This window comes from Pseudomonas sp. L5B5 (assembly GCF_020520285.1).
GTDB lineage: Bacteria > Pseudomonadota > Gammaproteobacteria > Pseudomonadales > Pseudomonadaceae > Aquipseudomonas.
This window is the reverse complement of the sequence record NZ_CP084742.1, coordinates 4251578-4275729: the sequence shown is the minus strand read 5'-3', so window position 1 is coordinate 4275729 and position 24152 is coordinate 4251578. Positions and strand designations below refer to the sequence as shown.

Sequence of the window (24152 nt, the reverse complement as noted above, 5' to 3'; positions counted from 1 at the left end):
GCTCAGACGCCGATCGGCACCGCCTCGAAACGTACCCGTGGATGGGCAATGCGGTCCTGGGCCCGTACCAGCTCGAGCTCGTAGCTGGCACAGGCCTGGGTTTCCAGCAGGACCTCATGCACGGCCGCTGCGGTGAACTCGAAGGCCGCCACCAGGCTATCGCCCAGCAGCACCCGGGCCAGGAACAGCCCCGACGTCAGGTCGCCCACCCCTACCGGCTGGCGCGGGAAGGCCAGCAACGGCCGGCGCAAGTGCCAGCTGCCATCGGCGGTCACCAGCAGCATCTCGAAGCCTTCGGCCAGCTTGCCCGGATAGTCCAGGTGCTTGACCAGCACTGCCTTGGGGCCCTTTTCCAGCAACGAGCGGGCCATGGCCAGGCAATCGAACAGCGATTGCGGCTTGCGCCCGCAGAAGCTGTCCAGCTCCAACTGGTTGGGGCAGAGGAAGTCCGCCATTGCCGCGGCTTCGTCGAGCAGGAAGTCGCTGACCTCGGCCGGCACGATGCAACCTTTTTCCGGATGGCCCATCACCGGGTCGCACAGGTACAGCGCCTTGGGGTTCACCGCCTTGATCCGCGCCACGCCGCTGAGGATCGCCCGCCCCTGGGCGGCGCTGCCCAGGTAGCCGGACAGGATCGCATCGCAGTTGCCCAGCTCGCCAATGGCGGCGATGCCCTCTACCAGTTCGGGAATCTGCCGGGGCGCCAGCACTTCCCCGGCCCATTGGCCATACTGGGTGTGGTTGGAAAACTGCACCGTGTTCAAGGGCCAGACATTCACCCCGACCCGTTGCATGGGAAATACCGCGGCGCTGTTGCCGGCATGGCCGAAGACCACATGGGACTGGATCGCAAGCAAGTGAGGCGTACGTTTCATGCGGGATTTTCCATAGAACCGGGAGAATTCAAGCCGCGCAGTATGCGACTAAACGCAGCCTGTACGACAGACCGGAGACGCAGTTAAGCTGATGTCACTTCGTTGGAGCAAACCTTCATGCTGACCCTTGGAAACATCTTTGTGCTGATGTTGCTGGCAACCGGCGCGGCCTGGTTGTGGCACAACCACGGCTTGCGCGAGCGGGCATTGGAGCGGGTCAAGCAGCATTGCGCCAGGCTCGACATCGAGCTGCTGGACGGCAACGTCGCCCTCAAGCGCATCGCTTTCGTCAAGGATGCCAAGGGCCGCCGGCGCCTGGCGCGGGTCTACAATTTCGAGTTCACGGTCACCGGCGAGACCCGACATTCGGGGACCATCACCCAGTTCGGCCCCCATAGCGCACATATCGAGCTGGCGCCCTATCCATTTGAGGTCAAGGAGCCACTTCCCAGTGCCGAGGTCATCGAACTGAGCCAGTGGCGCGAAGAACACCGCAGGCGCAACTGAGCCCCGCCCTCTCCTGAAGCAGCGGCCAACGCTACCGCAGACACTGCGCCAGGCTCGCCTGCAGCGAAGCCATGTCCTGGGGCTGGTTGAAGATCAGCTCCAGGCGTGAATCGCGCCGCCATTCGCTGGGCAGCCAATTGAACGGCGAATTATCCAGGCCATTGCCCGACCGCCAGCCTTCGTCACTGTGGATCACCAACTTGGCCCGACGCCAGTCGAGGTTCTGCAACCAGTGATCGATCCGCGCCAGCTCGAACTGCTGGCTTGGGTGCCAGCGCCAGCCGATGCTCCAGCCATCGGGCTGGGACTGGCTGAGGCAGATCGGCAGTGCCGGATCACTCCACACCGCTGGCAGTTGCCCCAGGCCATGGGGCAGCTCGGGCGGCTCCAGGGCCGCCTGGGCGCTGACCGAAAGCCCCGGCAACTCGGCCAGGGGCAGCGCAGCGTGACGGGTCCAGAACAATGGCAAGGCCGGTAGCTGCTCCAGCACGCGCAGTCGATCGCTGTCGCTGAGCTGCTCGTCCTTGTTCAGCACCAGTAGGCCTGCACTGGACAGGGCATCCCGCTGGGCCACAGGCAGAGGCTGGCCGGCAGCCAGGGCCTGGGCATCGAGCACCAGCACGCATGGCTGCAATGCCAGAACCCCCTGCCAGGGGGCCGCCGCCAATTGCTTGAGCAGTTGGGCAGGATGGCCAAGACCTGACGGCTCGATGAACAGCCGATCGGGTCGGGCCTTGCGCAGCAGGCGCCCCAGCCCGACCTGGAACGGCGCGCCGCTGACGCAGCACAGGCAACCGCCGGCCACTTCACCGAAGGCGATGCCGTCTTCGTCGCGGCTGAGCAAGGCCGCATCCAGGCCGATCTGGCCGAATTCGTTGATCAATATCGCCCAACGCTCGTTGGCCGGACGCTGCTCCAGCAGATGTCGAATCAGGCTCGTCTTGCCGGCGCCCAGGGGGCCGGCAATCACGTGGGTGGGGATGTTCTGCAACATGGAAAGGGGTCCGCAACGCTGTGAGGTGATGCTACGCCCTTCCCGGCCCAGGCGAAAACCACCCGCTTGCAGCCTTCGGTGTGTTGCCGCTGTCGACGGCTGCGCACGCCCGGCAAGGGCGCGGGGATTGCCCTGGCGCCCAAACCCCTGCGGCCCCTGGCGCCGCCTGCGCCAGCGCCTCCATCAGCCCAGCCAGTCCAGGGTCAGGATCAGGCGCCGTTCGCCCGGAGCCAGCTGCGGGGAGCGGTGGATCAGGCCGAAGCCTTCGTTGCCGTGCCATTTCTCACCCTTGAACAGCGCGACTTCGCCGCAACCGACCTGCTGGATCAGGGTCGGGTCCGAGGGTTCGGCCTCGGGCCGGCCCAGCTGGCGACGATCCATCGCCCCCTCGCGCAGCCATTGGCTGCCCACGCCGGCATAAGTGGTGATCAGGCGCATCGGTACATGGTCCACGTGAAAACGCGGGCACATGGCCTTGTCCAGCACCCGCAACCGCAAGCCCACCCGACGAGCCCCCAGCAAGCAAGAAAAAGCACTGACCAGCCAGGAAACGTCGGCGATAAAGCCCTCATAACCCTGCAAGTCGCTGAACCCTGAGGCCAATCCGCGAAGATTCGGCACCGCCTCCTCATCGGCCAGCTCCAGGCTCAACGACTCGGCCAGCGGTTCGTTCAACGACAACAGCAACTCGCCAAAATCGGCGATATGGACCGGTAACTGGCGCTGCCAGAGCCCAAGGTTGACCTCATCATCGAGGACCTCGGCCAGCACCGCGGCAGTGGTCCCCATGGCCGGGCGGCGCACGGTCCTGAAAGCGGCTGGCAGGGGCCGGAACAATGGCTGCCGGGGCAGCAGCGTCAGCCGGGTGCCCAGAGCGAGCATCAGGCCGCCTCCTCGTCATGCCAGGGGCCGAATGGGTCGGTCATCAAGCTCCAGGCCTCGACCCCCTGGGCCATTTCGGCGTCGTCCAGCAGGCACTGGTCCAGCTCGGCATGAAGCCTTGCGAAATCGATGTTCTGGCCGATGAACACCAGTTCCTGACGACAATCGCCGGAGGCCGCAGTCCAGTTGTGCATGATCGCCGCCGTGCTGTCCTCATCCTCGGGCCAGTACTGCTTGGGTACGAAGCGCCACCAGCGTCCGGCGAAACCATGGCGCATCAGGCCTCCGGCCTGGGACCAGCTACCCGCCTCCTGGTACTTGCTGGCCAGCCAGAAAAAACCCTTGGAACGCAGCAGCTTGCCGTTGCTCCAGGGCCGGTTGATGAAGTCGAAAAAACGCTGCGGATGAAAGGGCCGACGGGCCCGGTAGGCACTGGAGGCGATGCCGTATTCCTCGGTTTCCGGCACATGCTCGCCTCGCAGTTCCTGCAACCAGCCCGGCGCCTGGGACGCGCGATCGAAGTCGAAGCGACCGGTATTGAGGATCTGCGCCAAGGGCACCTGGCCCATGACCATGGGGATGATGTGCGCCTGGGCATTGAGGCGCGCCAGGATCGCCAACAGCTCCTGGCGCTCTTCGCTGCTGATCAGGTCGATCTTGCTGACCAGGATCACATCGGCGAACTCGACCTGCTCGATCAACAGGTCGGCAATCGAGCGCTCGTCGTCCTCGCCCAGGGTTTCTCCCCGTGATGCCAGGCTCTGCGCGGCCTGGTAGTCCACCAGGAAGTTCATGCCATCGACCACGGTGACCATGGTGTCGAGCCGGGCGATGTCTGCCAGGCTCTGGCCGGATTCATCGCGAAAAGTGAAGGTTTCGGCCACCGGCAGCGGCTCGGAGATACCGGTGGATTCGATCAGCAGGTAGTCGAAGCGGCCATCGCGGGCCAGCTTGCCCACCTCTTCAAGCAGGTCTTCGCGCAGGGTGCAGCAGATGCAGCCGTTGCTCATCTCCACCAGTTTTTCTTCGGCACGGTTGAGGCTGACATCGCGCTGCACCTCGCTGCCGTCGATGTTGATTTCGCTCATGTCGTTGACGATCACCGCCACCCGCAGATTGTCACGGTTGCGCAGGATGTGGTTGAGCAACGTGCTTTTGCCGGCGCCGAGAAAGCCGGAGAGCACGGTAACGGGAAGACGCTCGGTCATGGGTGGTTCCTCATCAGGTTCGCGGCTGGCTCAAAGCGTCCGTTGATGGCGCTCGCGCAGCTCTTGGCGTTCTTTGGCTTCGATACACAAGGTGGCGGTGGGGCGTAGCAGCAGGCGCTTGAGTCCGATGGGCTCGCCGGTCTCGCGGCACCAGCCGTATTCGCCACGGGCCAGGCGTTCCAGGGCCTCATCGATCTTGTCCAGCAGCTTCTTTTCCCGTTCCAGCAGGCGCAGCTGCCACTGGCGCTGTTCTTCGGCGCTGCCGACATCCGCAGGGTCGCTGTGGGGTTCCTGCTCGCGCAGCAGGTCGAACTCACCGCTGATGCGCTCCTGCAGTTCACGGCGCTGGGCCAGCAATAGCTCGCGAAAGAAGCCCTGCTGGGCTTCGTTCAGGTAGTGCGTATCGGGCTGGGCGAGCAGGTCTTGTTCAGTCATGGCGGATCACGGGTTGGGCTTTATTTAATGTTATATTATAACAACACATATTCGCCAACGCTCTCTTGTCCGACATGACGAAGGGCGCGATGCTGCGCCCCTGCCGTCTCGAGAATCGCCATGCGCCCGTTCCTGCCTGTCCTGTTTTGCAGCCTGATGTTGTTGACTGGCCATGCCACTGCCGCTGCCCCCAGCACCCTGGCGACCTGCACCCGCAGCGCCACCCTGCTGGCCTGCGTCGATCCACTGGGCAACGCCTACAGCGTCGCCACTGTCGGCAACACTCTTTATCTGCGGGGTTTCGAGGTCATCGGCAAACGCTACTGGGTGCAAACCAGCAGTCGTTACGGCCAGCTGACCTTCTTCACTGGCCTGGCCTCCGATGGCGAGGCCTGGGTCGGTTACAGCCAGCGGGTGGGCTGGACCACCCGCAATCGGTTCTCCAGCTCCGGGGGCAGCCGCGCCCAGTTCACCTGCAGCCGTATCACCGGTTGCTGATAGCGCTCTAGCAGACCGTTGAAAAACGTAGGCGAGGCAGTCAGCGCAAGGCAAAAACAGGCGAAAAAGCGCAGTTTACGAGTGCTAAATGAGCATTTTGACCGGGCTGGCGCACCAGCGTGTTTTTAACGCAGCGATGGCAACGCAGGTAGTTTTTCAACGGCCTGCTAAGCCTGGTTGTCCCGGGTTTCCTTGAGCCAGGCCATGTAGCTGTTGACCGGTGGATTCCTCTCGAAATAGCGCTGCAAGCCCTGGAACAGGCCATCGGCTATCGCCTGCTGGTGTCGCGCGGTGACCAGGCGCTGGCTGTCGCGGCTATTGGAAATGAAGCCGGTCTCTACCAGGATCGATGGCACGTCCGGCGACTTGAGCACGGCAAACCCGGCCTGTTCCACACGCTTCTGGTGCAGGCTGGTGATCCCCGACAGGCTGTCCAGCACCGTGCTGCCCAACTGCAGGCTGGCGGCGATAGTGGCGCTCATCGACATATCGAGGATCACCCCCGCCAGCATCGGGTCCTTGTCCTTGAGATTGAGCAGGCTGCTGGCCCCCAGCAGGTCGACACCGTTTTCCCGCTGGGCCATGAAGCGGGCGGTGGCCGAAGTCGCGCCACCTTCGGACAGGGCGAACACCGAGGCGCCGGAGGCGGTCAAGCGTGGCGCCGCATCGGCGTGCACCGAAATGAACAGGTCAGCCTTGTGTTGGCGGGCGATCTCCACCCGCTTGCGCAGGGGCACGAAGAAGTCGTCATTGCGCACCAGTTTCACGTCGAAACCCTTCTCGCGCTTGAGTCGCTTGGCCAGAAGCCGGGCAATGGACAGCACCACATCCTTTTCCCGCTCGCCCCTGGCACCCACCGCTCCCGGGTCCTTGCCACCGTGTCCGGGGTCCACCACGACCATGATGTCGCGCTTGGGATGGGTAGGGTTCGCCGAAGCCTGGGGCCTGGCTGCGGGCACGGTGGCGGCAGCGATGGCCGGTGCGGACGCGGCGCTCCCGGACAGGTCCAGCACCAGGCGATGCCCCTGTCCGTCCTGGGGCGGCAACAGAAAGCTGTTGAGCTGCACCGGCTGCGTCAGATCGAGGACGATTCGCGTATCACCCTGGCCAAAATGCCCGGATCGGATCGAGCGGATCACCGTGTTGGCCAGGGCCAGCTGACTGAAGTCGCCGCTCATGCGCGCACCGCTCAGGTCCACGATCAAGCGCTCCGGGGCACTCAGGGTGAAAGTCTTGTAGTGCACCGGACCGCTCAGATCCAGCACCAGGCGCAACTTGTCGGTGGAATTCCACAACCTGGCGCTGCGAATCTGCGTTGCGCAAACACTCCAGGGAAACACCAGGGCCGTACCGGCCAACAACAGGTTGAGCAATTGACGTCTATGCATGGCGACTACCGCAAATGAGGAGCGTCCGTACTCACAAGGCAGGGTGGATGACCGCTGGGGAAAAAGCTTCCATCGATTGTATTGTTATAATATAACATGTCGAATCTTTTCCAACGACGGACCTGCTCATGAACGCGCTGACTCTGCCGGATATCGCCGCGCAGGCCTCACGCCAAGCCTTGCCACTGGACTGGGTCGGCATGTGCGGCATTGCCCTGCCCGTAGTGATCGATGGCCAGCGAACCTCCGCCCTCGCCGACGCCGGCGTCAGCCTGGACGATGGCGAGGCGCGAGGCATCCACATGTCGCGCCTGTACCTGGCCTTGGAGATGCTGGAACAACAGAACCTCGATCCGGCCCTGCTGCGCCAGGTACTGCAGCGTTTTCTCGACAGCCATGACGGCTTGGCACAGCAGGCCTATCTGCGCATCCACCTGGATCTGCTGCTCAAGCGCCCGGCATTGGTCAGCCCCCTGGCCGGCTGGAAACGTTATCCACTAAGCATCGAAGCGCAGCTGAAAAACGGCATGTTCCACGTGGAACTAAAAATCGACGTGCCTTATTCCTCGACCTGCCCTTGCTCCGCAGCCCTTTCGCGCCAGCTGATCCAACAGCAATTCATCGACGACTTCGCCAACCAGGCGTTGCAACATTCCGCTGTCCTGGCCTGGCTGGGATCGACCCAAGGCATAGTCGCCACGCCCCATAGTCAACGCAGCCATGCAGAGTTGCGCCTGCGCCTGGACAGTTTCATCGATGAGCTGCCGTTGATTGCCGTGATCAACGATGCGGAAAACTCCCTCGGCACCGCCGTGCAAACCGCCGTCAAACGTGCCGATGAACAAGCCTTCGCCCTGGCCAACGGACAGAACCTGATGTTCTGCGAGGACGCCGCCCGCCGCCTCAACCTGGCCTTGCGGCGCTCACCCGGGATCAATGCGTTTGCCCTGCGCGTGGTGCATGCGGAAAGTCTGCACGCCCATGATGCCGTGGCCGAAAGCCGCTGGAACTGGGAGGCCTGATGCTGCGCTGCCAAGCCTTGTGCTGGGGGCCGCCGGGCCAACCCATGACACCACCCCTGGACCTGCACCTGATGCCTGGGAGCCTGACCGCCATCATTGGCGCCAATGGTTCGGGCAAGAGCAGCCTGATGAAGGTACTGGCCGGATTGCAGAAACCTCTTTCGGGCAAGGTCGAACATAGCCTGCCCAACCGAGGCGGCCTGGCGTTCCTGACTCAGCAGCACCACCTGGACCGACAGTTCCCCATCAACCTGGAAGAACTGGTGGCCGCAGGTTTCTGGGGGCAACATGAAAGCGCTGCCCGCCGGGCGTACAAGCTGGAGGCGGTACTGACCGACTGGCAATTGGCAGGCCTGGAGAAACGTCCGCTGATGGCCCTCTCCGGTGGCGAGTTGCAACGCGCCCTACTGGCCCGGCTGACGCTCACCGACGCGCCGTTGCTGTTACTGGACGAACCCCACGCCGCCCTCGATGAAGCCGGCCAGGTCCTGCTCTGGCAGCACTTGCACCATTGGCATGCCCAAGGCCACACACTGGTGGTGGTTTGCCATGACCTGTCCGCCGTGCGCCAGCACATTCCCCAGACGCTGTTGCTCAAGGGCAGCGGTTGCGTGTTCGCATCCAGCCATGAACTGATCGCCCCACCCTTGTCCATGCAGGGGGTCTGATGCATCTCATCAGCCACCTCTGGCAACCCTTCAACGAATTCGTGTTCATGCGCCGGGCCCTGCTCGGCGGACTGGTATTGGCCTGCAGCACTGCGCCCCTGGGAGTGTTCCTGATCCTGCGGCGCATGAGCCTGATCGGCGACGCAGTCGCCCACGGCATTCTTCCGGGAGCGGCGCTGGGCTTCTGGTTCGCCGGCTTGAGCCTGCCGGCCCTGACGCTCGGCGGGCTCGGCGCGGGCCTGGGCATGGCCGGGATGGCGGCGTGGATCACCCGCCGCACCGGCCTACGGGAAGACGCCAGCATTGCCGCGATCTATCCCATCTCCCTGGCCAGCGGCGTTCTGATCCTCGGGCTGGCCGGCCAGCGCCTGGACCTGCTGCACCTGTTGTTCGGCTCGGCCCTGGCCGTGGATGGCCCGACCCTGGACGGCATGCTGATCGTCTGCACGGTCAGCCTGCTGGCCATGGCGCTGATCTACAAACCGTTGCTGCTGGATACCCTCGATCCGCTGTTCCTGCGCAGCGTCAGCTGCCTCGGCCCTCTGGCTCACGGCCTGTTCCTGACCCTGGTGGTGCTCAATCTGGTGATCGGTTTCCAGGCCATCGGCGCACTGATGGTGGTGGGCCTGATGATGCTGCCGGCCGCCGCTGCGCGTTTCTGGAGTCGTCGCCTGCCGGCCCTGATCGGCATCGCCGGACTGTTCGGTTGCCTCTCGGTATGGCTGGGGCTGCTGTTGTCGTTCCACTACTCGCTGCCCTGCGGACCGGCGATCGTGCTGGTGGCCGGCGGTCTGTACCTGCTCTCGGTGGTGTTCGGCCCGGTCCACGGCTTGCTGCACCGCCCGCCTTTGCCCACATCCCCATGAGGTGCCTGCCGATGCGTGTTCTACTCGTGCTGTTCAGCCTGCTGCTGCCGTTGTCGCTATCCACTGCCCAGGCGGCGGACAAACTGGCCGTGGTCACCAGCTTCAGCATCCTCGCCGACATGACCCGCCAGGTCGGCGGCGACCATGTGCAAATCACCAGCCTGGTGGGCGCCGATGAGGATGCCCACACCTACGAGCCGACTCCGGATGACGCCAAGGCCCTGCTCCGTGCCCGGCTGATCATCAAGAACGGCCTGGGCTTCGAACCCTGGCTGGACCGCCTGGTGGCCAGCACCGCGACCCCGGCCGTGGTCATCACCGCCAGCCGCGGGGTAATCCCCCGTACGCTGGAAGAAGACGGCGAACACATTCCCGATCCGCACGCGTGGCACAACCTGGCCAACAGTGAACTCTACGTCCACAACATCACCAAGGCGCTGGTCGCCGCCGACCCGGTCCATCGGGACGACTACGAACGCAATGGCCAGGCCTACCTCGAGCGCATCTATCAACTGCTGGCCGAAGCCAAGGCCAAGTTCGGCGCACTGCCCGCCGGCAACCGCAAGATCGTCACCTCCCATGACGCCTTCGGTTACCTGGGCCAGGCCTACGGCATCGAGTTCCTGGCGCCCCAAGGCCTGTCCACCGAGCGCGAGCCATCGGCGGCGGAAGTCGCTGCGCTGATCACCCAGATCCGCAACGCCGGGGTCAAGGCGGTGTTCATGGAAAACATCAAGGACGCGCGCCTGCTCAAGCAGATCGCCGACGAAAGCGGGGCCCATATCGGTGGCACGCTGTATTCCGATGCGCTCTCGGCCAGCGGTCCGGCGAGCACCTTCACCGGCTTGTTCGAGTACAACCTCAATACGCTGTACGACGCCCTGGGGCGACCATGATCCAGCGCCCACCGTTGTCGCTGCTGGATCTGGAAGCGGCCCCCCAGGGCAGCCGCTGGCCTTTGACTGCTGTGCTCGACGCCCTGCCCTGGAACGCCGACGGCTTGATCGCCGCCATCGCCCAGCGCCATGACAACGGCGAGGTACTGATGCTGGCCTGGATGAACCGCCGGGCCCTGGCCGAGACCCTGGCCAGCGGCCAGGTCTGCTACTGGTCGCGTTCGCGCCGGTGCCTGTGGCGCAAGGGTGAAAGCTCCGGGCACCGCCAGCGCCTGGTTGAAGCACGCCTAGACTGCGACGGCGACGCCGTGCTGCTGCGGGTAGAGCAGACCGGCCCGGCCTGCCACACCGGGCGCCCCAACTGTTTCTACAACGCCATTCGCGAGGGCGCGGTGGAAGTCATCAGTTCTCCCTTGAAGGACCCGCGCCATGATCCGTAAGAACCCGTCCGGCGACCTGCCGGTGATCGCCGAATCGGCCTACGTGGACAAGACCGCCATCATCTGCGGCAAGGTGGTGATCGGCGAAAATGTCTTCGTCGGCCCCTATGCGGTGATTCGCGCCGACGAAGTGGATGCCTCGGGCCAGATGGAAGCCATCACCATCGGTGCCAACTCGAATATCCAGGACGGGGTGGTGATCCACTCCAAATCCGGCGCCGCAGTCACCATCGGCCAGTACACCTCCATCGCCCACCGTTCCATCGTCCACGGGCCATGCGTGGTCGGCGATCGGGTGTTCATCGGGTTCAACAGCGTGCTGTTCAACTGTGTGGTGGGCGATGGCAGCGTGGTCCGCCACAACTCGGTGGTGGACGGGCGCGACCTGCCCCAGGGGTTCTACGTGCCTTCGACCACCCGTATCGGACCCAAGACCGACCTGGGGCAATTTCCTCCGGTGAGTGTCAGCGCTTCAGAGTTTTCCGAAGATGTGGCGCGCACCAACGTCGACCTGGTCCGTGGCTACAAGGCCCTGCAGAACGAGTTTTGAACATGCCCCGAATCCTCATCCGCAATGCCCGCCTGGTGAACGAGGGACGGGAATTCGACGCCGACCTGCTGGTGAACAACGGTCGCATCGAGATCATTGGCAGCCTGGATCACCTGAGCGCAGAGTGGGAGATCGACGCCCAGGGCCAGTGGTTGCTGCCGGGGATGATCGACGATCAGGTGCACTTTCGCGAGCCGGGCTCACCCGACAAGGGCACCCTCTACAGCGAATCGAGGGCGGCGGTGGCCGGTGGCATCACCAGCTTCATGGACATGCCCAACACCTCGCCAGCCACCCTGACCCTGGCCGCATTGGAGGACAAGAAGCGCCGCGCGGCGAAGACCTCGGTGGCCAACTACGGCTTCCACTTTGGCGTGAGCAACGAAAACCTCGAGCTGGTTGCCGCCCTCGACCCCACCACGGTAGCCGGGGTCAAGGTGTTCATGGGCGCGTCCACCGGCAACATGCTGGTGGACGACCCCCAAGTGCTGGACCGCTTGTTCAGCCAGGTGCCGACCATTCTCCTGGCCCACTGCGAACACACGCCCAGCATTCAAGTCCAGCAACAACGCTGGCAGCAGTTGTATGGCGAGCAGATTCCCGCCAGCGCCCACCCGCGTATCCGCGACGCCGACGCTTGCTACCGCTCGTCGTCCCTGGCGGTAGCCCTGGCCAGGCGCCATGGCACCCGCCTGCATGTGCTGCACCTGACCAGCGCCCGGGAACTGGCCTTGTTCGAAGACCGGCCACTGGCGCACAAACACATCACCGCCGAGGTCTGCGTGCATCACCTGTTGTTGGATGATCGTGACTATCCGCGCCTGGGGCACCTGATCAAGTGCAACCCGGCGATCAAGTCCCAGGCCGACCGGGACGCCCTGCGCCAGGCCCTGAACAGCCAGCGCCTGGACGTCATCGGCACCGACCACGCGCCTCACACCTGGGCGCAAAAACAGCTGCCCTACACCCAGGCTCCTGCCGGGTTGCCCCTGGTGCAGCACGCGCTGCCCGCCCTCCTGGAACTGGTGGCCGATGGCGTGCTGCCGCTGACCACCCTGGTGGAAAAGACCAGCCACCGGGTGGCCGATCTGTTCGCCATTCCCGATCGAGGTTACCTGCGTGAAGGCTACTGGGCCGACCTGGTGCTGATTCGCCCGGAGCCTGAAGGCCAGGCGGTGGACGAGCAGCCGATTCTTGCCCGTTGCGGCTGGACGCCGTTCAGCGGCAGGCGCTGGCGGCATAGCGTGAGCACCACCCTGGTCTCCGGGCAGTTGGCCTGGCACCAGGGGCGCCTGAACGAGGATTGCCAGGGCCTGCCCCTGCGCTTTCTCCGCTAGGCGCCCTGCTTTCGACTTACGAGGCGCGCGGCTTGACCGTGCCGCAGTCCTGGCCCAACCAGACTGCACGGGTGTCCATGCTGCCCTTCTGCTGAATCCCGGTGGCGTTGAAGGTACCGATCACGTTGGTGGTGAACTCGCGGTCGCTGATGAACTTCGCAACACCATCGCCCTGGGCCTTGGGGCAGCTGAAGCGAAACTTCCACTGGTTGCCAGTGCGCTCGGTGACCTGCTGCTGGCAACCGGACTGCGGGTCCTGCAGCGGGATGGTGTCGGACTTCACCTGGTCCGGGGTCAGGCACACGCGAATGCCCTTGCCCCCCATGGTCACGCCCTGCTTCTCCAGCATCGCCCGCTGCTGCGGGGTCATCTGCTGCTGCAACTGACCGAGGATCAGCGACAAGTCCGGCAGGTTCTGGTCATCGATCTTCATGTTGCTGCTGGTCAGCTCCCACAAGCCTGGCTGCAGCATCTGTGCCTGTGCAACCAGCGGCAGCGCCAACCCCGCGGCCAAAGCCCAACCCAGTAAGCGATGTTTCATCGAATGACTCCTAGACAGTAGTGGCCGTTAGACTTCGGCCGTGGCTCGGCGTTGCATGCACAATAAAATAGCGACTTTCGCCGTGGAACATGGTCTGTTAACGAATACCCAGGCAGCGAATCTTCAGGAGCATGACCGCCCCATGGATTATTTTGGCCCACACCTTTTCGGCTACCTCATCGCCCTGCTGCACTTTCTCGGACTGATCGCCGCCATCCATGCGGTGCTGACCGTCAGGACCGCCCAGGGCGCCATCGCCTGGGCCCTGTCGCTGATGTTCATGCCCTACCTGACCCTCATTCCCTACCTGGTGTTCGGCCGCAGCACCTTCGATGCCTACATCCAGGCCCGGCGCCAAGCCAACGTTGAAATGCACAAGGCCATCAGCGACCTGAACTGGCGACCCTGGGTCGAAGAGGCCCTCACCGCCCGCGCCTCCCAGGCCTACGCCTCACTGCGGGCCATGCCCAAGCTGGGACGCATGCCGTGCCTGGCCAACAACCAGGTGCGGCTGCTGGTCAACGGCGACGCCACCTTCGAAGCAATATTCAATGCCATCCGCCGCTCCCACAAGGCCGTACTGATCCAGTTCTTCATCATCCACGACGACGAACTGGGCCGACGCCTGCAACGCCTGCTGCTGGAAAAGGCCCGCGAAGGCGTGGCGATCCACCTGCTCTACGATCGCATCGGCAGCCACTCCCTGCCTGCCAGCTACGTGCAGCCCCTGCGTGAAGCTGGCGTCCAGGTGCATGCCTTCGCCACCCGCAGCGGCTGGCTCAACCGCTTCCAGGTCAACTTTCGCAACCATCGCAAGATCGTGGTGGTGGACGGGATGCTGGGCTTCGTCGGCGGGCACAACGTGGGGGATGAATACCTGGGCCTGAAACCGCCACTGGCGCCCTGGCGCGACACCCATGTCCAGGTCGGCGGCCCGGTGGTGGCCTGCCTGCAGGAATCTTTCGCCGAGGACTGGTTCTGGGCAACGCGGGAGCTACCACCCCTGATCCTGCCGGACACCTATCCCGATGGTGGCGTGCTCTGCCAGCTGCTGGCCAGCGGCCCGGCGGACGCCTACGAGACCTGCTCGCTGTTCTTCGTCGAAGCGATCCACGCCGCCACCGAGCGGGTATGGATCACCAGCCCGTACTTCATTCCCGACGAGGCAGTATTCGCCGCCTTGCGCCTGGCCGTGCTGCGCGGTGTGGACGTGCGCATCCTGCTCCCCGCACGCCCCGACCACCGTATCGTCTATGCCGCCTCCAGCCTGTTCGCCTTCGAGGCGATACGCGCCGGGGTCCGGGTATTCCGCTACCAGCCAGGCTTCCTGCACCAGAAGGTGGTGTTGGTCGACAACGAGATCAGCGCCATCGGCAGCGCCAACCTGGACAACCGCTCGTTCCGCCTGAATTTCGAAGTGATGCTGCTGACCGTGGACGAAGGTTTCGCCACCCAGGTGCAGGACATGCTGGAAGCCGACTTCGCCAGGGCGCGGGAAGTGGCCAAGGAAGAAAGCCGCCAGATCCACCGCTTGCAACAACTGGGCATGCGGGTCGCGCGGCTGATTTCCCCAATCCTGTGAAGACAGGCCTTACGGATTGTAGAGGTCGTCGCGGGTCCAGGGCAGTTCATGGCTGCCGTCGGCATGGGCCTTGACCGCCAGAATCTGGTGCAGGTTGATCCAGCCCTTGGCGAACGCATAGGCGCAACCTGCCAGGTACAACCGCCAGATCCTCAGCGCCTGCTCCGGCACTTGCCTGGCCGCAGCCTCGAGGTTGTCTTCCAGGCGCTCGCTCCAGTGATCCAGGGTGCGGGCGTAGTGCATGCGCAGGCTTTCCACATCGACGATCTCCAGCCCGACCTCGCTGATTTCCGCCGAGATCATCACCAGGTGCGGCAACTCGCCGTTGGGGAAGACATACCGCTCGATGAAATCGCCAGCACCACGTCCCACGGGACGACCGTCCGTGTGCTTGGCGGTGATCCCGTGGTTCATCACCAGGCCCCCCTCACGCACGGCGCCGAACAGGGTGCGACAGTACTCCGCCAGGTTGGCGTGGCCCACATGCTCGAACATGCCGACGCTGACCACCTTGTCGAAGCGGCCATCCTGGGGCAGGTCGCGGTAGTCCAGCAGTTGCAGCTCCACCAGGTCCTCCAGGCCTTCGGCCTTGACCCGCTCGCGCCCCAGTTCCAGCTGTTCCTTGCTCAGGGTGATACCAAAGACCCTGGCGCCGAACTCGCGGGCGGCATACCGGGCCAACCCACCCCAGCCGCAGCCGACGTCCAGCAGGTAGTCCCCCGGCTGCAGGCGCAGCTTGCGGCACAGATGGCGGAACTTGGCCTGCTGGGCCTGCTCCAGGCTTTCGCTGCCCGTTTCGAAATAGGCGCAGGAATAGGCCATGTCGCTGTCCAGCCAGAGCTGGTAGAAGGCATTGGACAGGTCATAGTGGTAGGAAATGGCTGCGGCGTCAGTGGCCTTGTCATGCAGTGCGCGCACCGGCTGGCCGCCTTCGTCGTCATCGAGCAGGGCCTGGCTCAGTTCGTCGCAGACCCGGATGACCTCGCTGATGGAGCCCTCGAGCTCCAGCTTGCCTTCGACGAATGCGCCCCCCAGCGCATCCAGGCTCGGGTGGGTGAGTTGCGCCACCAGCTGTGGGTCCTTGACGACGATGGTGACGTTGGGATCAGGGCCCAGATTGAACTCATGGCCATCCCAAAGCCTCAGGCGCAGGGGCAGATGCAGATTCTGTAAGGCCGGTGGAAGTTGCGCGAGCATGGAAAATCCCCCCTTGTTCAGACGTCTGGAAATGAGGGTAGACCATCCCTGAAAATTAGCAGGCTATCGATCTGATAGCGGCTCTCTATGGTCCGCTACGCAACACCAGGCCCTCTTCGACCCACTGTTTCAACCAGGATGCCGCCTGCAACGGAGCTCCCTCCCCATAAGTGACGGCCAGCCCTGCACAGAGTTCCGCGAAACTCCAATGCCCTTCACACATGCCTTGCAGTGCCCAGGCTTCGTCGGGTGCCAGGCTGCGGTAACGACAGATACGCTGTGTTCGCCAGACCAGGCACACCTGCTCTTGTTCCAGTAAAGCAGCCTGGGGGAAAACCGCGCGGTCCTTCACCGCTCGCCACTGCTCCAGGCTGTTGTAGCGCTGCGCCAACCATTGGACGCAGGGCGCCAGGCGCAGTTGCAAGGCCGGCCATTGCGCCACATCCAGGGCCGCCATGGCCGGCACAGTCAACACCGTCGCCTCGGGCGCATCGAAGGCCAGGGTGAAGGCCCATTCCAGGCGCGCCAGTTCTGCCAGGGGCAGGCCCTGCCCGGCCACCCAATCCTGGATGAAGTCGGCGAAGCCCTGTCCCAGCCAGCGCAAGCTGAAGTGCCGGGACGGCGAGTGCTGCAGATAGGCCGCGACCAGGGATGAGAACGCCGGGTCGCCAAGCCCCTGGCGGACACTCGGAAAGTCGCTGTCGAGCACTTCGTGCAGCCGAGCCCGGTAGGCGTGGTGATAGATCGCCAGGCCGGTATCGACATCCAGGGTCGGCCCTCCCAGCAGGCTGCCGCTCAATGCCTGGGCCGGCTGGACGTGTTCACCCAGCAAGTAGCGCTCAAAGGCCAGTTGCCAATCGTTCAGGCGCATCGCTGCCTCCCGGCGAGGGCTCGATGCCCCAGCTCCCGGGCCTTGTCCAGCTCGGCAAGCAATTGCTCAAGGGGTGGAAAATGATCATCACGTTCCAGCAGTGTCGCCACTGGTCCCAGGTGTTCGAGGGTGCGCTGGTACAGCGCCCAGACCGGATCGCACACCGGCTGGTCATGGGTATCGATCACATAATCGCCATGGTCCTGATGACCGGCCAGGTGCAGTTGTCGCACCCGCTGCGGCGGCAGTGCCTGGATGAACTGCCAGGGATCGAAACCGTGGTTGCGCGAGCTGACATACACGTTGTTCACGTCCAGCAGCAGCTCGCAGCCGCTGAGCTGGCTCAGGGCAGACAGAAACTCCCACTCGCTGAATTCATCGGCCGCAGCTCGCACATAACTGGAGACGTTCTCCAGCACCAGTGGCCGCTCCAGTACTGCCTGCACCTCACGCACCCGGCCAGCCACGTAGTGCAGGCTTTCCTCGGTGTAGGGCAACGGCAGCAGGTCGTGCAGTTGATGGGCATTGCCGCGGCTCCAGCACAGATGGTCGGAAACCCAGGCCGGACGTACCCGCGCGGCCAACACCTTGAGCTGCGCCAGATAGGCGTGGTCCAGCGGATGAGGACCACCGATGGACAGCGACACGCCATGCATCACGATGGGATAGCGCTCGGCAATGGCATCCAGGTAATACAGGGCCTTGCCGCCCTGGACCATGAAGTTCTCGGATACCACCTCGAACCAGTCGACCTGCGGTTCATCATCAAGAATCTGCTGGTAATAGGCACTGCGCAGGCCCAGGCCGTAGCCCAGGCAAGAAGGAACATCAGACATCGCCAACTCCTTGCCAAGTGGCCGCGGTGGGCGTCCCCGCCACGGCAACACTCGATCGCCGCTTATTCGCCTACCTTGCCGCCGGCTTTTTCACATGCGGCCTGGGTCATGGCCTTGAAGCCCTGGCCCTTGCAGGCGCCCATGCCCTTGCAAGCGTGATCCTTGGTCTTGCAGTCGTTCTGGCCCTTGCAGGCGTTCACGCCGTAGCAGTGCACCTGAGCATCGGCGGCCGTGGCCTGGGTGGCGACACCGGCGAACAGGCTGGCAGCAGCAAACGCCAGGGCAGCACCGGCAGCAGTTTTCTTCATGTTCATCTTGTGTTTCCTCTAGTAGTCAGTCGCAAGGGGGTGACGGGGCTGCGTGGGCAACCCCTTCATGCCACTAGAGAAAGGAAGGCTCCCGGCGTTACAGCCAGGAGAAAAATAAATCTCTGCGGGTCAGGGCTTGGCCAGGGACTCCTGGAAGCGCAGCAGGCGTCCGGCATTGCCCAATACCAGCAAGGTGCTGAGGTTGTGCAGCACGGCGGCGATCATCGCCCCCGCCCCTCCCAGCCAGCCGAACGCAGCGAAGGCGACAATGGCCAGGGTCCAGCCGAGGCCGATGATCACGTTGACCTGCAGGGTGCGCCGGCATTCACGACTCAGGCGCACGCAGGTACCCAGGCGCCGCAGGTCGCTGCCGATCAGCACCACGTCGGCCGATGCCAGGGCGATGTCGGCTCCCCCTGCCCCCATGGCCACCCCCACTACCCCGGCCTTGAGTGCCAGGGAGTCGTTGATGCCGTCGCCGACCACCATCGGTCGAAAGCCCTTGTCGATCTCTTCCAGTACACGTGCAAGCTTGTCATGCGGCAGCGCCTGGGCCACCACCTCGCCGATGCCCACCTCCCGCGCCAGGGTGTCCGCCACGCTTTGCCGATCGCCGGTCAGCAACAACTGGCGGCCCAGTCCCAGCCCACGCAACTCTTGCAGGGCCTGCGAAGCTTCGGGCTTGATGCTGTCGGCCAACAGCAGCCAGCCCAGGAACCGACCATCGAGGGCCAGGCCGGCAATCGGTCCGTCATGGCTCGGTACCGGGCTGGTATCGATCGACAACCGCGCAAACAGCTCCGGTCGGCCCAGGGCCGCCTGGCCTCGATCGGTGCCGGCTACCACCCCCAGCCCCTGGTGTTCGTGAATGTGCTCCAGGGCCCATTGCTGCTCCGGCGGCACCAGCGCCGCCAAGGCCCGGCTGACCGGATGGCTGCTGGCTGAGCCCAGGCTCGCGGCCAGGCCGAGCATCACCTGGCGATCCTCCCGAGGGCTGTCTACAGCTTGCAGGCGCAAGGAGCCAAAAGTCAGGGTGCCCGTCTTGTCCACCACCAGGGACGTCAGGTCGGCCAGCTCTTCAAGGAACGCCGAGCTGCGAATCAGGATGCCGTGCCGGGCCGCCACGGCAATCCCGGCGATGGCGGTGGCAGGAGCCGATAGCACCAGCGCGCAGGGACAGGCAGCCACCAGCACGGCGAGCATGGCCTGGGCATCGTTGGTGATGAACCAGGTCACTGCCGCCAGCAGCAACACCAGTACCAGGTAGCTGCCGGCATAACGCTCCAGCAGGCGGGTGATGGGCGGCTTGGCCCGCTCGGCGCTCTGCATCAGGGCGATCACCTTGCCCAGGGTCGACTCCTCGCCAGTACGGGTCACTTCCAGGCGCAGCAAGCCGTCTAGGTTGATCGCTCCGCCGAACACCTGCATGCCCACGCTCGCTTCCAACGGGACCGACTCGCCCGTGATCGACGCGGTATCCAGGCTCGCCTGGCCAGACACCACCAGCCCGTCGGCCGGAACGCGATCCCCGGCCCGCACCTCCACCAGGTCCCCGCGCCTGAGGCTGGCGTTGTCGACCTCCTCCACCCGACCATCGGCCTGCACTCGGCGGGCCAGGCTGCGGGTCAGGCGGCCCAAGGCATCGATGGCCTCCTGGGAACCGATCACGCTGCGCTCCTCCAGCACATGGCCGAAGATCATGATGATCGGCAACAACGCCGCGGTCAGCAGGTCGCCGGTGGCCCAGGCCCCGAGCATGGCCAGGGCGATCAGTTGATCGGTGATGCCGTGCAGGCTCGGGTAACGCAGGCTGAACCAGGCTGAACGCAGCACCGGTACAGCCACCAGCAGCGAGGCGCCGCCCAGCAGCAACTGGCTGACACCGACCTGCCCCGGTGCCATCCAGCGCCACACCAGGCCCAGGCCCAGCAAGCCCAGAGCCAGCATGGCCAGGGTCAACTGGCGCGCGGCGCTGCGTTGTTCGGCAGTGGTCAGCATGCTGGCGGGCATAGCAGGATTTTCAGCATTCATTGCTCGGCTCCCTGGATGATCAGGCGGGCATCGTCTTGGGGATCGACCGTGGTCACTGAACCGGCCTGCCCCAGAATCTGTGGCAAGCGTTCACGGTAGATGCGCAACAACATTTGCGGATCGGTGCCGTTGCGCTGAGCCTGGGCCAGGCTCTGTACCGTGGCGGTCTGTGCCCGGGCCAGGGCCAGTCGTTCGCTGGCCTGGGCATGCGCCACTTGCAGGGTCCGGTCGGCTTGCTGGTTGGCGTTCTGAGTGAGTTTTTCAGCTTCGGTACGGGCATTGGCCACTTCCTTGTCAGCCTGCTGGCTGGCGGTCAGCACCGCGTTGAACGCACTGACTGCTGGCTCGGGCAAACTCGATTGCACGTCCACCCGCGTGACCTGGACACCGATTCCCTGGCCACTGGCGGCGAGGTCAGACAGGCGCCGATTGATGCTCTGGAGCAGGTCGCCCCGCAGCCGCTCACGCTGCTCCGCGGCCTGATGATCGTTGCCCAGCAATTCGGGACGGGCCACCAGGATGGTGTCCAGGTCACGAGCACCCGCCAAGCTCACCGCGCTGCGGGTCACCAGGCGGTCCAGGGCCGGTAGTACATGCTCGCCCTGCAAGACATAGGCATAGGGATCGTCGACTTTGTAGAACACCCGCACATCCAGCTGCACCACGCCGGCATCGCCAGTGAGCAGATACCCCGAACCGGCGAGGGCATCGTTCAGGGGCGTGGCCAAGGTTGCGACGCGATCCCCCTTTACCGCTTCCTCGGAGCGCAACAGTCCCTCGATCCGCCGCTCCAGGACCCGGTCAGCCGCCGGCAGCAACACCACTTGTTCAAAAGGCCGGGGCCAGGCCAGCAGCAGCCCGGCATTCTGCACCCGCGCCAGAGCGCCGAAATGCAGGACCAGGGCTCGGTCTTGCGGGTCGATCTGCCGCACATTGGACAAGGCCCAGGCCAGTGCCGCGAGAACAGTGACTGCGTATAGCGCGATGAACGCCAGGCGTCCGGCCTGAATCCATGGACTGTCCAGTTGATTTGTTCCACGTGGAACGCTGTTCATGGCTGCGATCCAGAGGCTTTGTTCGGCAGGCTTGGCGGGCCATCCACCAGCACCCGGAATGGCGCGGCATCGGTACGCAGGATCAGCCGGGTCCCTGGATTGACCACGGTGCCCAAGGTATCCAGGGAGCGCAGCAGGTTATACAGCTGTGGTGAACTGGCGTAGGCACGGCCATAGATCTGCGCCGCCTCGACTCGCGACTGGGCCTCGATGTCCGCTGCCTTCACCGTGGCATCGGCCTGCACGATGCGCGCGTCACGCTCGGCAGCAGAACGAATCTGCGCCGCTTCGCGCTTGCCCACGGCAGTACGTTCGGTGGCAATGGTTTCGCGCTCGGCACGCATGCGGTCCACCGTCGCGGTCAAGGTCACCGAAGGCAAGGTCAATCGCTCGACCCCCACCTGCACCACACGCACGCCGTAGGTGGACAGCAACTGCTGGTCGATCTGCTGGCGCAACTGGGCCTCGAAGTCGGCGATACGCACTTTGCCGGCGTCGGTGTTCACCAGGTCGGCCAGGTCGAAACTGCTGGTGGTGGTTTCCAGGGCCGAGCCGACGAACGTGCGAATCTGCCGTGCCGCCTCATCCGGCTGGTTCTGCACGGCCCGCATGAAACGCTGCACATTGTCCGGGTCGCCCTGCACGCGCCAGGCCACATAGGCCTGGACGATGATGCGCAGGCCATCACGGGTGCCCACGTCCTGCAAACCGCTGGAGGTGGTACGCAGGCGCAGGTCCACCGGGATCGCCGCCTCGAAGGGCGCCGGCCAGCGCCAGTTCAACCCTGGCTCCAGCAGCACGCGCGCCGGGTTGCCGAAGCGGGTGATCACCGTGGCCTCGCCGGAACGCACCTGGACCAGGCTTGCCGCCGCCAGGGCGAACAGCACCAGTAACGCTGCCCAGCCCATGCGCCGCCAGGGAAAAGGCCCCGCCTCGGCTGGCGCACCGTGGTGATGGTGGTGATGTCCATGATGGTGATGATGGCCGTGGCCGTGATCATGGCCGGCGTGCTCGTCGTGGGAATGGGAGTGGGAAGACTGGCTCAATGGACGGCTCCTGGCGGTGCGGATTTACGCGGCGCCATCGGGTCGGCGGGCAAGGTGAAGGTGCGCAGGTCGAGGGTTGGCGCACTGGCGCCGCCCAGACGATGGTCGAGAATCAGCAGTCGTGCCTTGCCCAGACCCTGGGCCAGCTGGCCGAGGTACTGTTCCAGAACGAAGGCCTGCCCCGCACCGGCATAGGCTTTTTGCTCGGCGGCAAACCGCAGGTCGGCGGCCTGGGCCGTTGCCTGGATCTCGCGAGCCATGGCCCGGGCCTGGTCGCTGGCTTGGCTGGCCCGCAATTGCGCCTGGTTGGTCTGCTCGGCAGCCGCCCCACGTTCGCGAGAAATCAGGACCTGGGCACCGATCTGCGCAGCCTGCACACCGTGGTAGGCATTGGCCGCTCCAGCGGGAGGATGGATCGCCTCGACCACTGTGGCGAGAATCTCCACGCCGCTGTCGAGCCTGGCCAGATCAGCCTGCACCGCGCGGCCGATATCGTCGGCGAGCCGGGTGCGATCCTCTCCCAACAGGCCATCGAGGGTGCGCGAAGCGAAGTCATGTACCAGGACCCGGCTGGCGGTGCTGCGGATCAAGGTCGGGACATCGTTGCTGTTGTAGGTCGCCGCCAGTGCGGCGGCATCGTCCAGGCCGATGCGGTAGACGAAGCGCACATCCATGTTGACGATCTGGAAGCTCTGCTGCCGGGCGTTGCCGCTGGCGATCACCTGGGACTTGTCATTCACGTGGCTGGCATCCCACAGGCGGTTGGCGATCGCCGGCGCCGGCCCTTCGGCCGAGGCAGGCTGGGCTGGCTGCGAATTGTCGGCGACGCTGGTGGCCAGTTCGTGGACCACGCCGTTTTCCACCGTCAGCACCCGCCCCAGGGGCCAGGGCAGCCCCAGGTGCAAGCCGGGGCCGAAGACCGCCACGGGCTTACCGAAGCGCTCGTAGATACCGCGATCCTGGGTGGAGACTTCATGAACACCGGTCAACAACCACCCTGCCGCCACGACCAGCGCCAGCACGGGCAAGAATGCGCGGCGCATATAGGCAAAGGCCCAGATCTGCCGCAGGTCGATGCCAAACCGGTTGTGCAGTTCGTGCTGCAGGCTGAGCAAAGGCTGTGGCGGCCAGCGCAGCAGATCAGCGACAAAACTGTGGGCCAGCATGGGGGGTTCGAGGCGTTCACGCGGGGGGCTGAACAACGACAGCAGCGCGCGCAACAAAAACTCGCCGGCCACCAACGCCGGCAACAGCCCCATCACTACCGCCAGCCGCACCGGCCAGAGGGCCGTGTCGCTGCTGAACAACAGGCACAGGGCACCCACCAGCAGGCTGAGGATCGCCACCCGCAGCAGCTGCGCCAGGGCCCCGGCTTCCGGCCACTCGCCCGGGTGCTCCTGGGCCAGTTGGCGCTCCAGCACCAGCAAGGCGAAGGCCAGCAGCAAGGCCAGCACGGCGAATACACTGGCGCCCAGGCCCAGGACCGTGGCGGGCAAAGTCAGGTCGAACACCTGCGCCTGGCCATACAACACCACCAGCGCCCAGCCCCCCAGCCACAAGGTCGGGGCACCGATCTGCCGCAACAGGCGCCGAGCACGGGCGTTCACCCACGAACCAAAGATTCCCGCCGGCGGCCCCTGCACCTCATCCACCTGGGAAGGTGCCGCAGAGGGGGCCATCGCCTCCTCCCGCCAGCGGCTGACCCCGCACGCCGACTGCAAGCCGGCGACCACCACCAGCAAGGCGCAGGACAGGTTCACCAGCAGCACCGGCCACAGGGTCAGTGCGGCGAAGAGATCGACGAAGACCGCCGACACCAATCCCATCACGGCAAGCCCCAACAAGCCACTGCCCCAACGTTGCAAACGCGCGGCATGGAAGGCCGCGCGCTGGAATCGCGGCAAATCGGCCACCTGCGCCTGTTGCCCCTCAAGATCGACTTGCATACCACCCCACCGCTCTGGTCCGGCCCTGTGGAGAAGTCTGCGGCCGAATTATCTGGATACAATTCGTTACTATATAACGATCAAAGTGAAATTTTCGTCGCTCCTCATGCCTTTTCATCCAATGGGAGCGTCGTAAAGCGAAGATCGCTGATTGCACGAATACATCAACTTGT

The 24152-nt window shown here is 64.7% G+C and carries 25 protein-coding genes; 10 read left to right on the top strand and 15 right to left on the bottom strand.

Annotated elements, in window-relative coordinates; translation table 11 throughout:
* Window positions 1–2 precede the first annotated feature (2 nt).
* Entirely contained in the window at window positions 3–875 is an 873-nt protein-coding gene (gene pdxY, locus LGQ10_RS19470) for a pyridoxal kinase PdxY (RefSeq protein WP_058433882.1), read from the bottom strand.
* Window positions 876–992: 117 nt separating this feature from the next.
* Here pdxY and LGQ10_RS19465 point away from each other — a divergent pair, with 117 nt between their 5' ends.
* Window positions 993–1382: a DUF3301 domain-containing protein gene (locus LGQ10_RS19465; RefSeq protein ID WP_058433883.1), complete on the top strand. Its 390-nt coding sequence runs from the start codon at window positions 993–995 to the stop codon at window positions 1380–1382.
* Between the two features lie 31 nt (window positions 1383–1413).
* Here the strand turns inward: LGQ10_RS19465 and LGQ10_RS19460 are convergent, their stop codons facing one another.
* The 4 genes from LGQ10_RS19460 to dksA all read right to left on the bottom strand — a co-directional run bounded on the left by LGQ10_RS19460 (window position 1414) and on the right by dksA (window position 4901).
* Complete coding sequence (locus tag LGQ10_RS19460) at window positions 1414–2376, bottom strand: CobW family GTP-binding protein (protein ID WP_226522924.1); 963 nt, start codon at window positions 2374–2376, stop codon at window positions 1414–1416.
* Between the two features lie 183 nt (window positions 2377–2559).
* A complete protein-coding gene (locus LGQ10_RS19455) occupies window positions 2560–3165 on the bottom strand; it encodes a DUF1826 domain-containing protein (RefSeq protein WP_226526161.1) in 606 nt (201 codons plus the stop codon).
* 92 nt (window positions 3166–3257) lie between these two features.
* Complete coding sequence (gene zigA / locus LGQ10_RS19450; RefSeq protein ID WP_058438676.1) at window positions 3258–4466, bottom strand: zinc metallochaperone GTPase ZigA; 1209 nt, start codon at window positions 4464–4466, stop codon at window positions 3258–3260.
* Window positions 4467–4496: 30 nt separating this feature from the next.
* Window positions 4497–4901, bottom strand: a complete 405-nt coding sequence (gene dksA, locus LGQ10_RS19445) for an RNA polymerase-binding protein DksA (protein ID WP_058438674.1) — start codon at window positions 4899–4901, stop codon at window positions 4497–4499.
* A gap of 120 nt (window positions 4902–5021) precedes the next feature.
* Here dksA and LGQ10_RS19440 point away from each other — a divergent pair, with 120 nt between their 5' ends.
* Window positions 5022–5399 (top strand): hypothetical protein, encoded by a 378-nt coding sequence (locus LGQ10_RS19440; RefSeq protein ID WP_058438672.1) that lies wholly within the window; start codon window positions 5022–5024, stop codon window positions 5397–5399.
* A 167-nt stretch (window positions 5400–5566) separates the two neighbouring features.
* Here the strand turns inward: LGQ10_RS19440 and LGQ10_RS19435 are convergent, their stop codons facing one another.
* Complete coding sequence (locus LGQ10_RS19435) at window positions 5567–6787, bottom strand: N-acetylmuramoyl-L-alanine amidase (protein WP_226522923.1); 1221 nt, start codon at window positions 6785–6787, stop codon at window positions 5567–5569.
* 128 nt (window positions 6788–6915) lie between these two features.
* Here LGQ10_RS19435 and folE2 point away from each other — a divergent pair, with 128 nt between their 5' ends.
* The 7 genes from folE2 to LGQ10_RS19400 are packed head-to-tail and all read left to right on the top strand — an operon-like array spanning window position 6916 to window position 12566.
* Window positions 6916–7809, top strand: coding sequence for a GTP cyclohydrolase FolE2 (gene folE2, locus LGQ10_RS19430; RefSeq protein ID WP_226522922.1), 894 nt, complete (start codon window positions 6916–6918; stop codon window positions 7807–7809).
* Complete coding sequence (locus LGQ10_RS19425) at window positions 7809–8477, top strand: metal ABC transporter ATP-binding protein (protein ID WP_226522921.1); 669 nt, start codon at window positions 7809–7811, stop codon at window positions 8475–8477. The genes folE2 and LGQ10_RS19425 overlap by 1 nt, the downstream gene beginning before the upstream one ends.
* On the top strand, window positions 8477–9343 hold the full coding sequence (locus LGQ10_RS19420) for a metal ABC transporter permease (protein WP_058435531.1): 867 nt from the start codon (window positions 8477–8479) through the stop codon (window positions 9341–9343). The genes LGQ10_RS19425 and LGQ10_RS19420 overlap by 1 nt, the downstream gene beginning before the upstream one ends.
* An 11-nt stretch (window positions 9344–9354) precedes the next feature.
* The gene (locus LGQ10_RS19415) at window positions 9355–10239 is read left to right on the top strand and encodes a metal ABC transporter substrate-binding protein (RefSeq protein WP_058435530.1); all 885 of its coding nucleotides are present in this window, start codon (window positions 9355–9357) and stop codon (window positions 10237–10239) included.
* On the top strand, window positions 10236–10679 hold the full coding sequence (hisI, locus tag LGQ10_RS19410; RefSeq protein ID WP_058435529.1) for a phosphoribosyl-AMP cyclohydrolase: 444 nt from the start codon (window positions 10236–10238) through the stop codon (window positions 10677–10679). The genes LGQ10_RS19415 and hisI overlap by 4 nt, the downstream gene beginning before the upstream one ends.
* A complete protein-coding gene (locus LGQ10_RS19405; RefSeq protein ID WP_226522920.1) occupies window positions 10669–11229 on the top strand; it encodes a carbonate dehydratase in 561 nt (186 codons plus the stop codon). The genes hisI and LGQ10_RS19405 overlap by 11 nt, the downstream gene beginning before the upstream one ends.
* A 2-nt stretch (window positions 11230–11231) precedes the next feature.
* On the top strand, window positions 11232–12566 hold the full coding sequence (locus LGQ10_RS19400; RefSeq protein ID WP_226522919.1) for a dihydroorotase: 1335 nt from the start codon (window positions 11232–11234) through the stop codon (window positions 12564–12566).
* Between the two features lie 16 nt (window positions 12567–12582).
* Here the strand turns inward: LGQ10_RS19400 and LGQ10_RS19395 are convergent, their stop codons facing one another.
* Window positions 12583–13107: a DUF3617 domain-containing protein gene (locus LGQ10_RS19395; protein ID WP_058437361.1), complete on the bottom strand. Its 525-nt coding sequence runs from the start codon at window positions 13105–13107 to the stop codon at window positions 12583–12585.
* 142 nt (window positions 13108–13249) lie between these two features.
* Between LGQ10_RS19395 and cls the strand changes: the two genes are divergently transcribed.
* Entirely contained in the window at window positions 13250–14689 is a 1440-nt protein-coding gene (gene cls / locus LGQ10_RS19390) for a cardiolipin synthase (RefSeq protein ID WP_226522918.1), read from the top strand.
* Between the two features lie 9 nt (window positions 14690–14698).
* On the opposite strand, the gene cfaB is transcribed toward cls, so the two are convergent.
* The 8 genes from cfaB to hflK (LGQ10_RS19350) form a co-directional block, all read right to left on the bottom strand.
* A complete protein-coding gene (cfaB, locus tag LGQ10_RS19385; RefSeq protein WP_226522917.1) occupies window positions 14699–15886 on the bottom strand; it encodes a C17 cyclopropane fatty acid synthase CfaB in 1188 nt (395 codons plus the stop codon).
* A gap of 85 nt (window positions 15887–15971) precedes the next feature.
* Window positions 15972–16757, bottom strand: a complete 786-nt coding sequence (locus LGQ10_RS19380; protein WP_226522916.1) for a putative DNA-binding domain-containing protein — start codon at window positions 16755–16757, stop codon at window positions 15972–15974.
* The gene (locus tag LGQ10_RS19375) at window positions 16748–17593 is read right to left on the bottom strand and encodes a DUF692 domain-containing protein (protein ID WP_058435464.1); all 846 of its coding nucleotides are present in this window, start codon (window positions 17591–17593) and stop codon (window positions 16748–16750) included. The genes LGQ10_RS19380 and LGQ10_RS19375 overlap by 10 nt, the downstream gene beginning before the upstream one ends.
* A gap of 62 nt (window positions 17594–17655) precedes the next feature.
* A complete protein-coding gene (locus tag LGQ10_RS19370) occupies window positions 17656–17907 on the bottom strand; it encodes a hypothetical protein (RefSeq protein ID WP_058435465.1) in 252 nt (83 codons plus the stop codon).
* A gap of 123 nt (window positions 17908–18030) precedes the next feature.
* A complete protein-coding gene (locus LGQ10_RS19365; RefSeq protein ID WP_226522915.1) occupies window positions 18031–19932 on the bottom strand; it encodes a heavy metal translocating P-type ATPase in 1902 nt (633 codons plus the stop codon).
* Complete coding sequence (gene hflK, locus LGQ10_RS19360; RefSeq protein ID WP_226522914.1) at window positions 19929–20987, bottom strand: protease modulator HflK; 1059 nt, start codon at window positions 20985–20987, stop codon at window positions 19929–19931. Before hflK (LGQ10_RS19360) ends, LGQ10_RS19365 begins: the two co-directional genes overlap by 4 nt.
* On the bottom strand, window positions 20984–22033 hold the full coding sequence (gene hflC, locus LGQ10_RS19355) for a protease modulator HflC (protein WP_226522913.1): 1050 nt from the start codon (window positions 22031–22033) through the stop codon (window positions 20984–20986). The genes hflK (LGQ10_RS19360) and hflC overlap by 4 nt, the downstream gene beginning before the upstream one ends.
* Window positions 22030–23979 (bottom strand): protease modulator HflK, encoded by a 1950-nt coding sequence (gene hflK, locus LGQ10_RS19350; RefSeq protein ID WP_226522912.1) that lies wholly within the window; start codon window positions 23977–23979, stop codon window positions 22030–22032. The genes hflC and hflK (LGQ10_RS19350) overlap by 4 nt, the downstream gene beginning before the upstream one ends.
* Window positions 23980–24152: the final 173 nt, after the last annotated feature.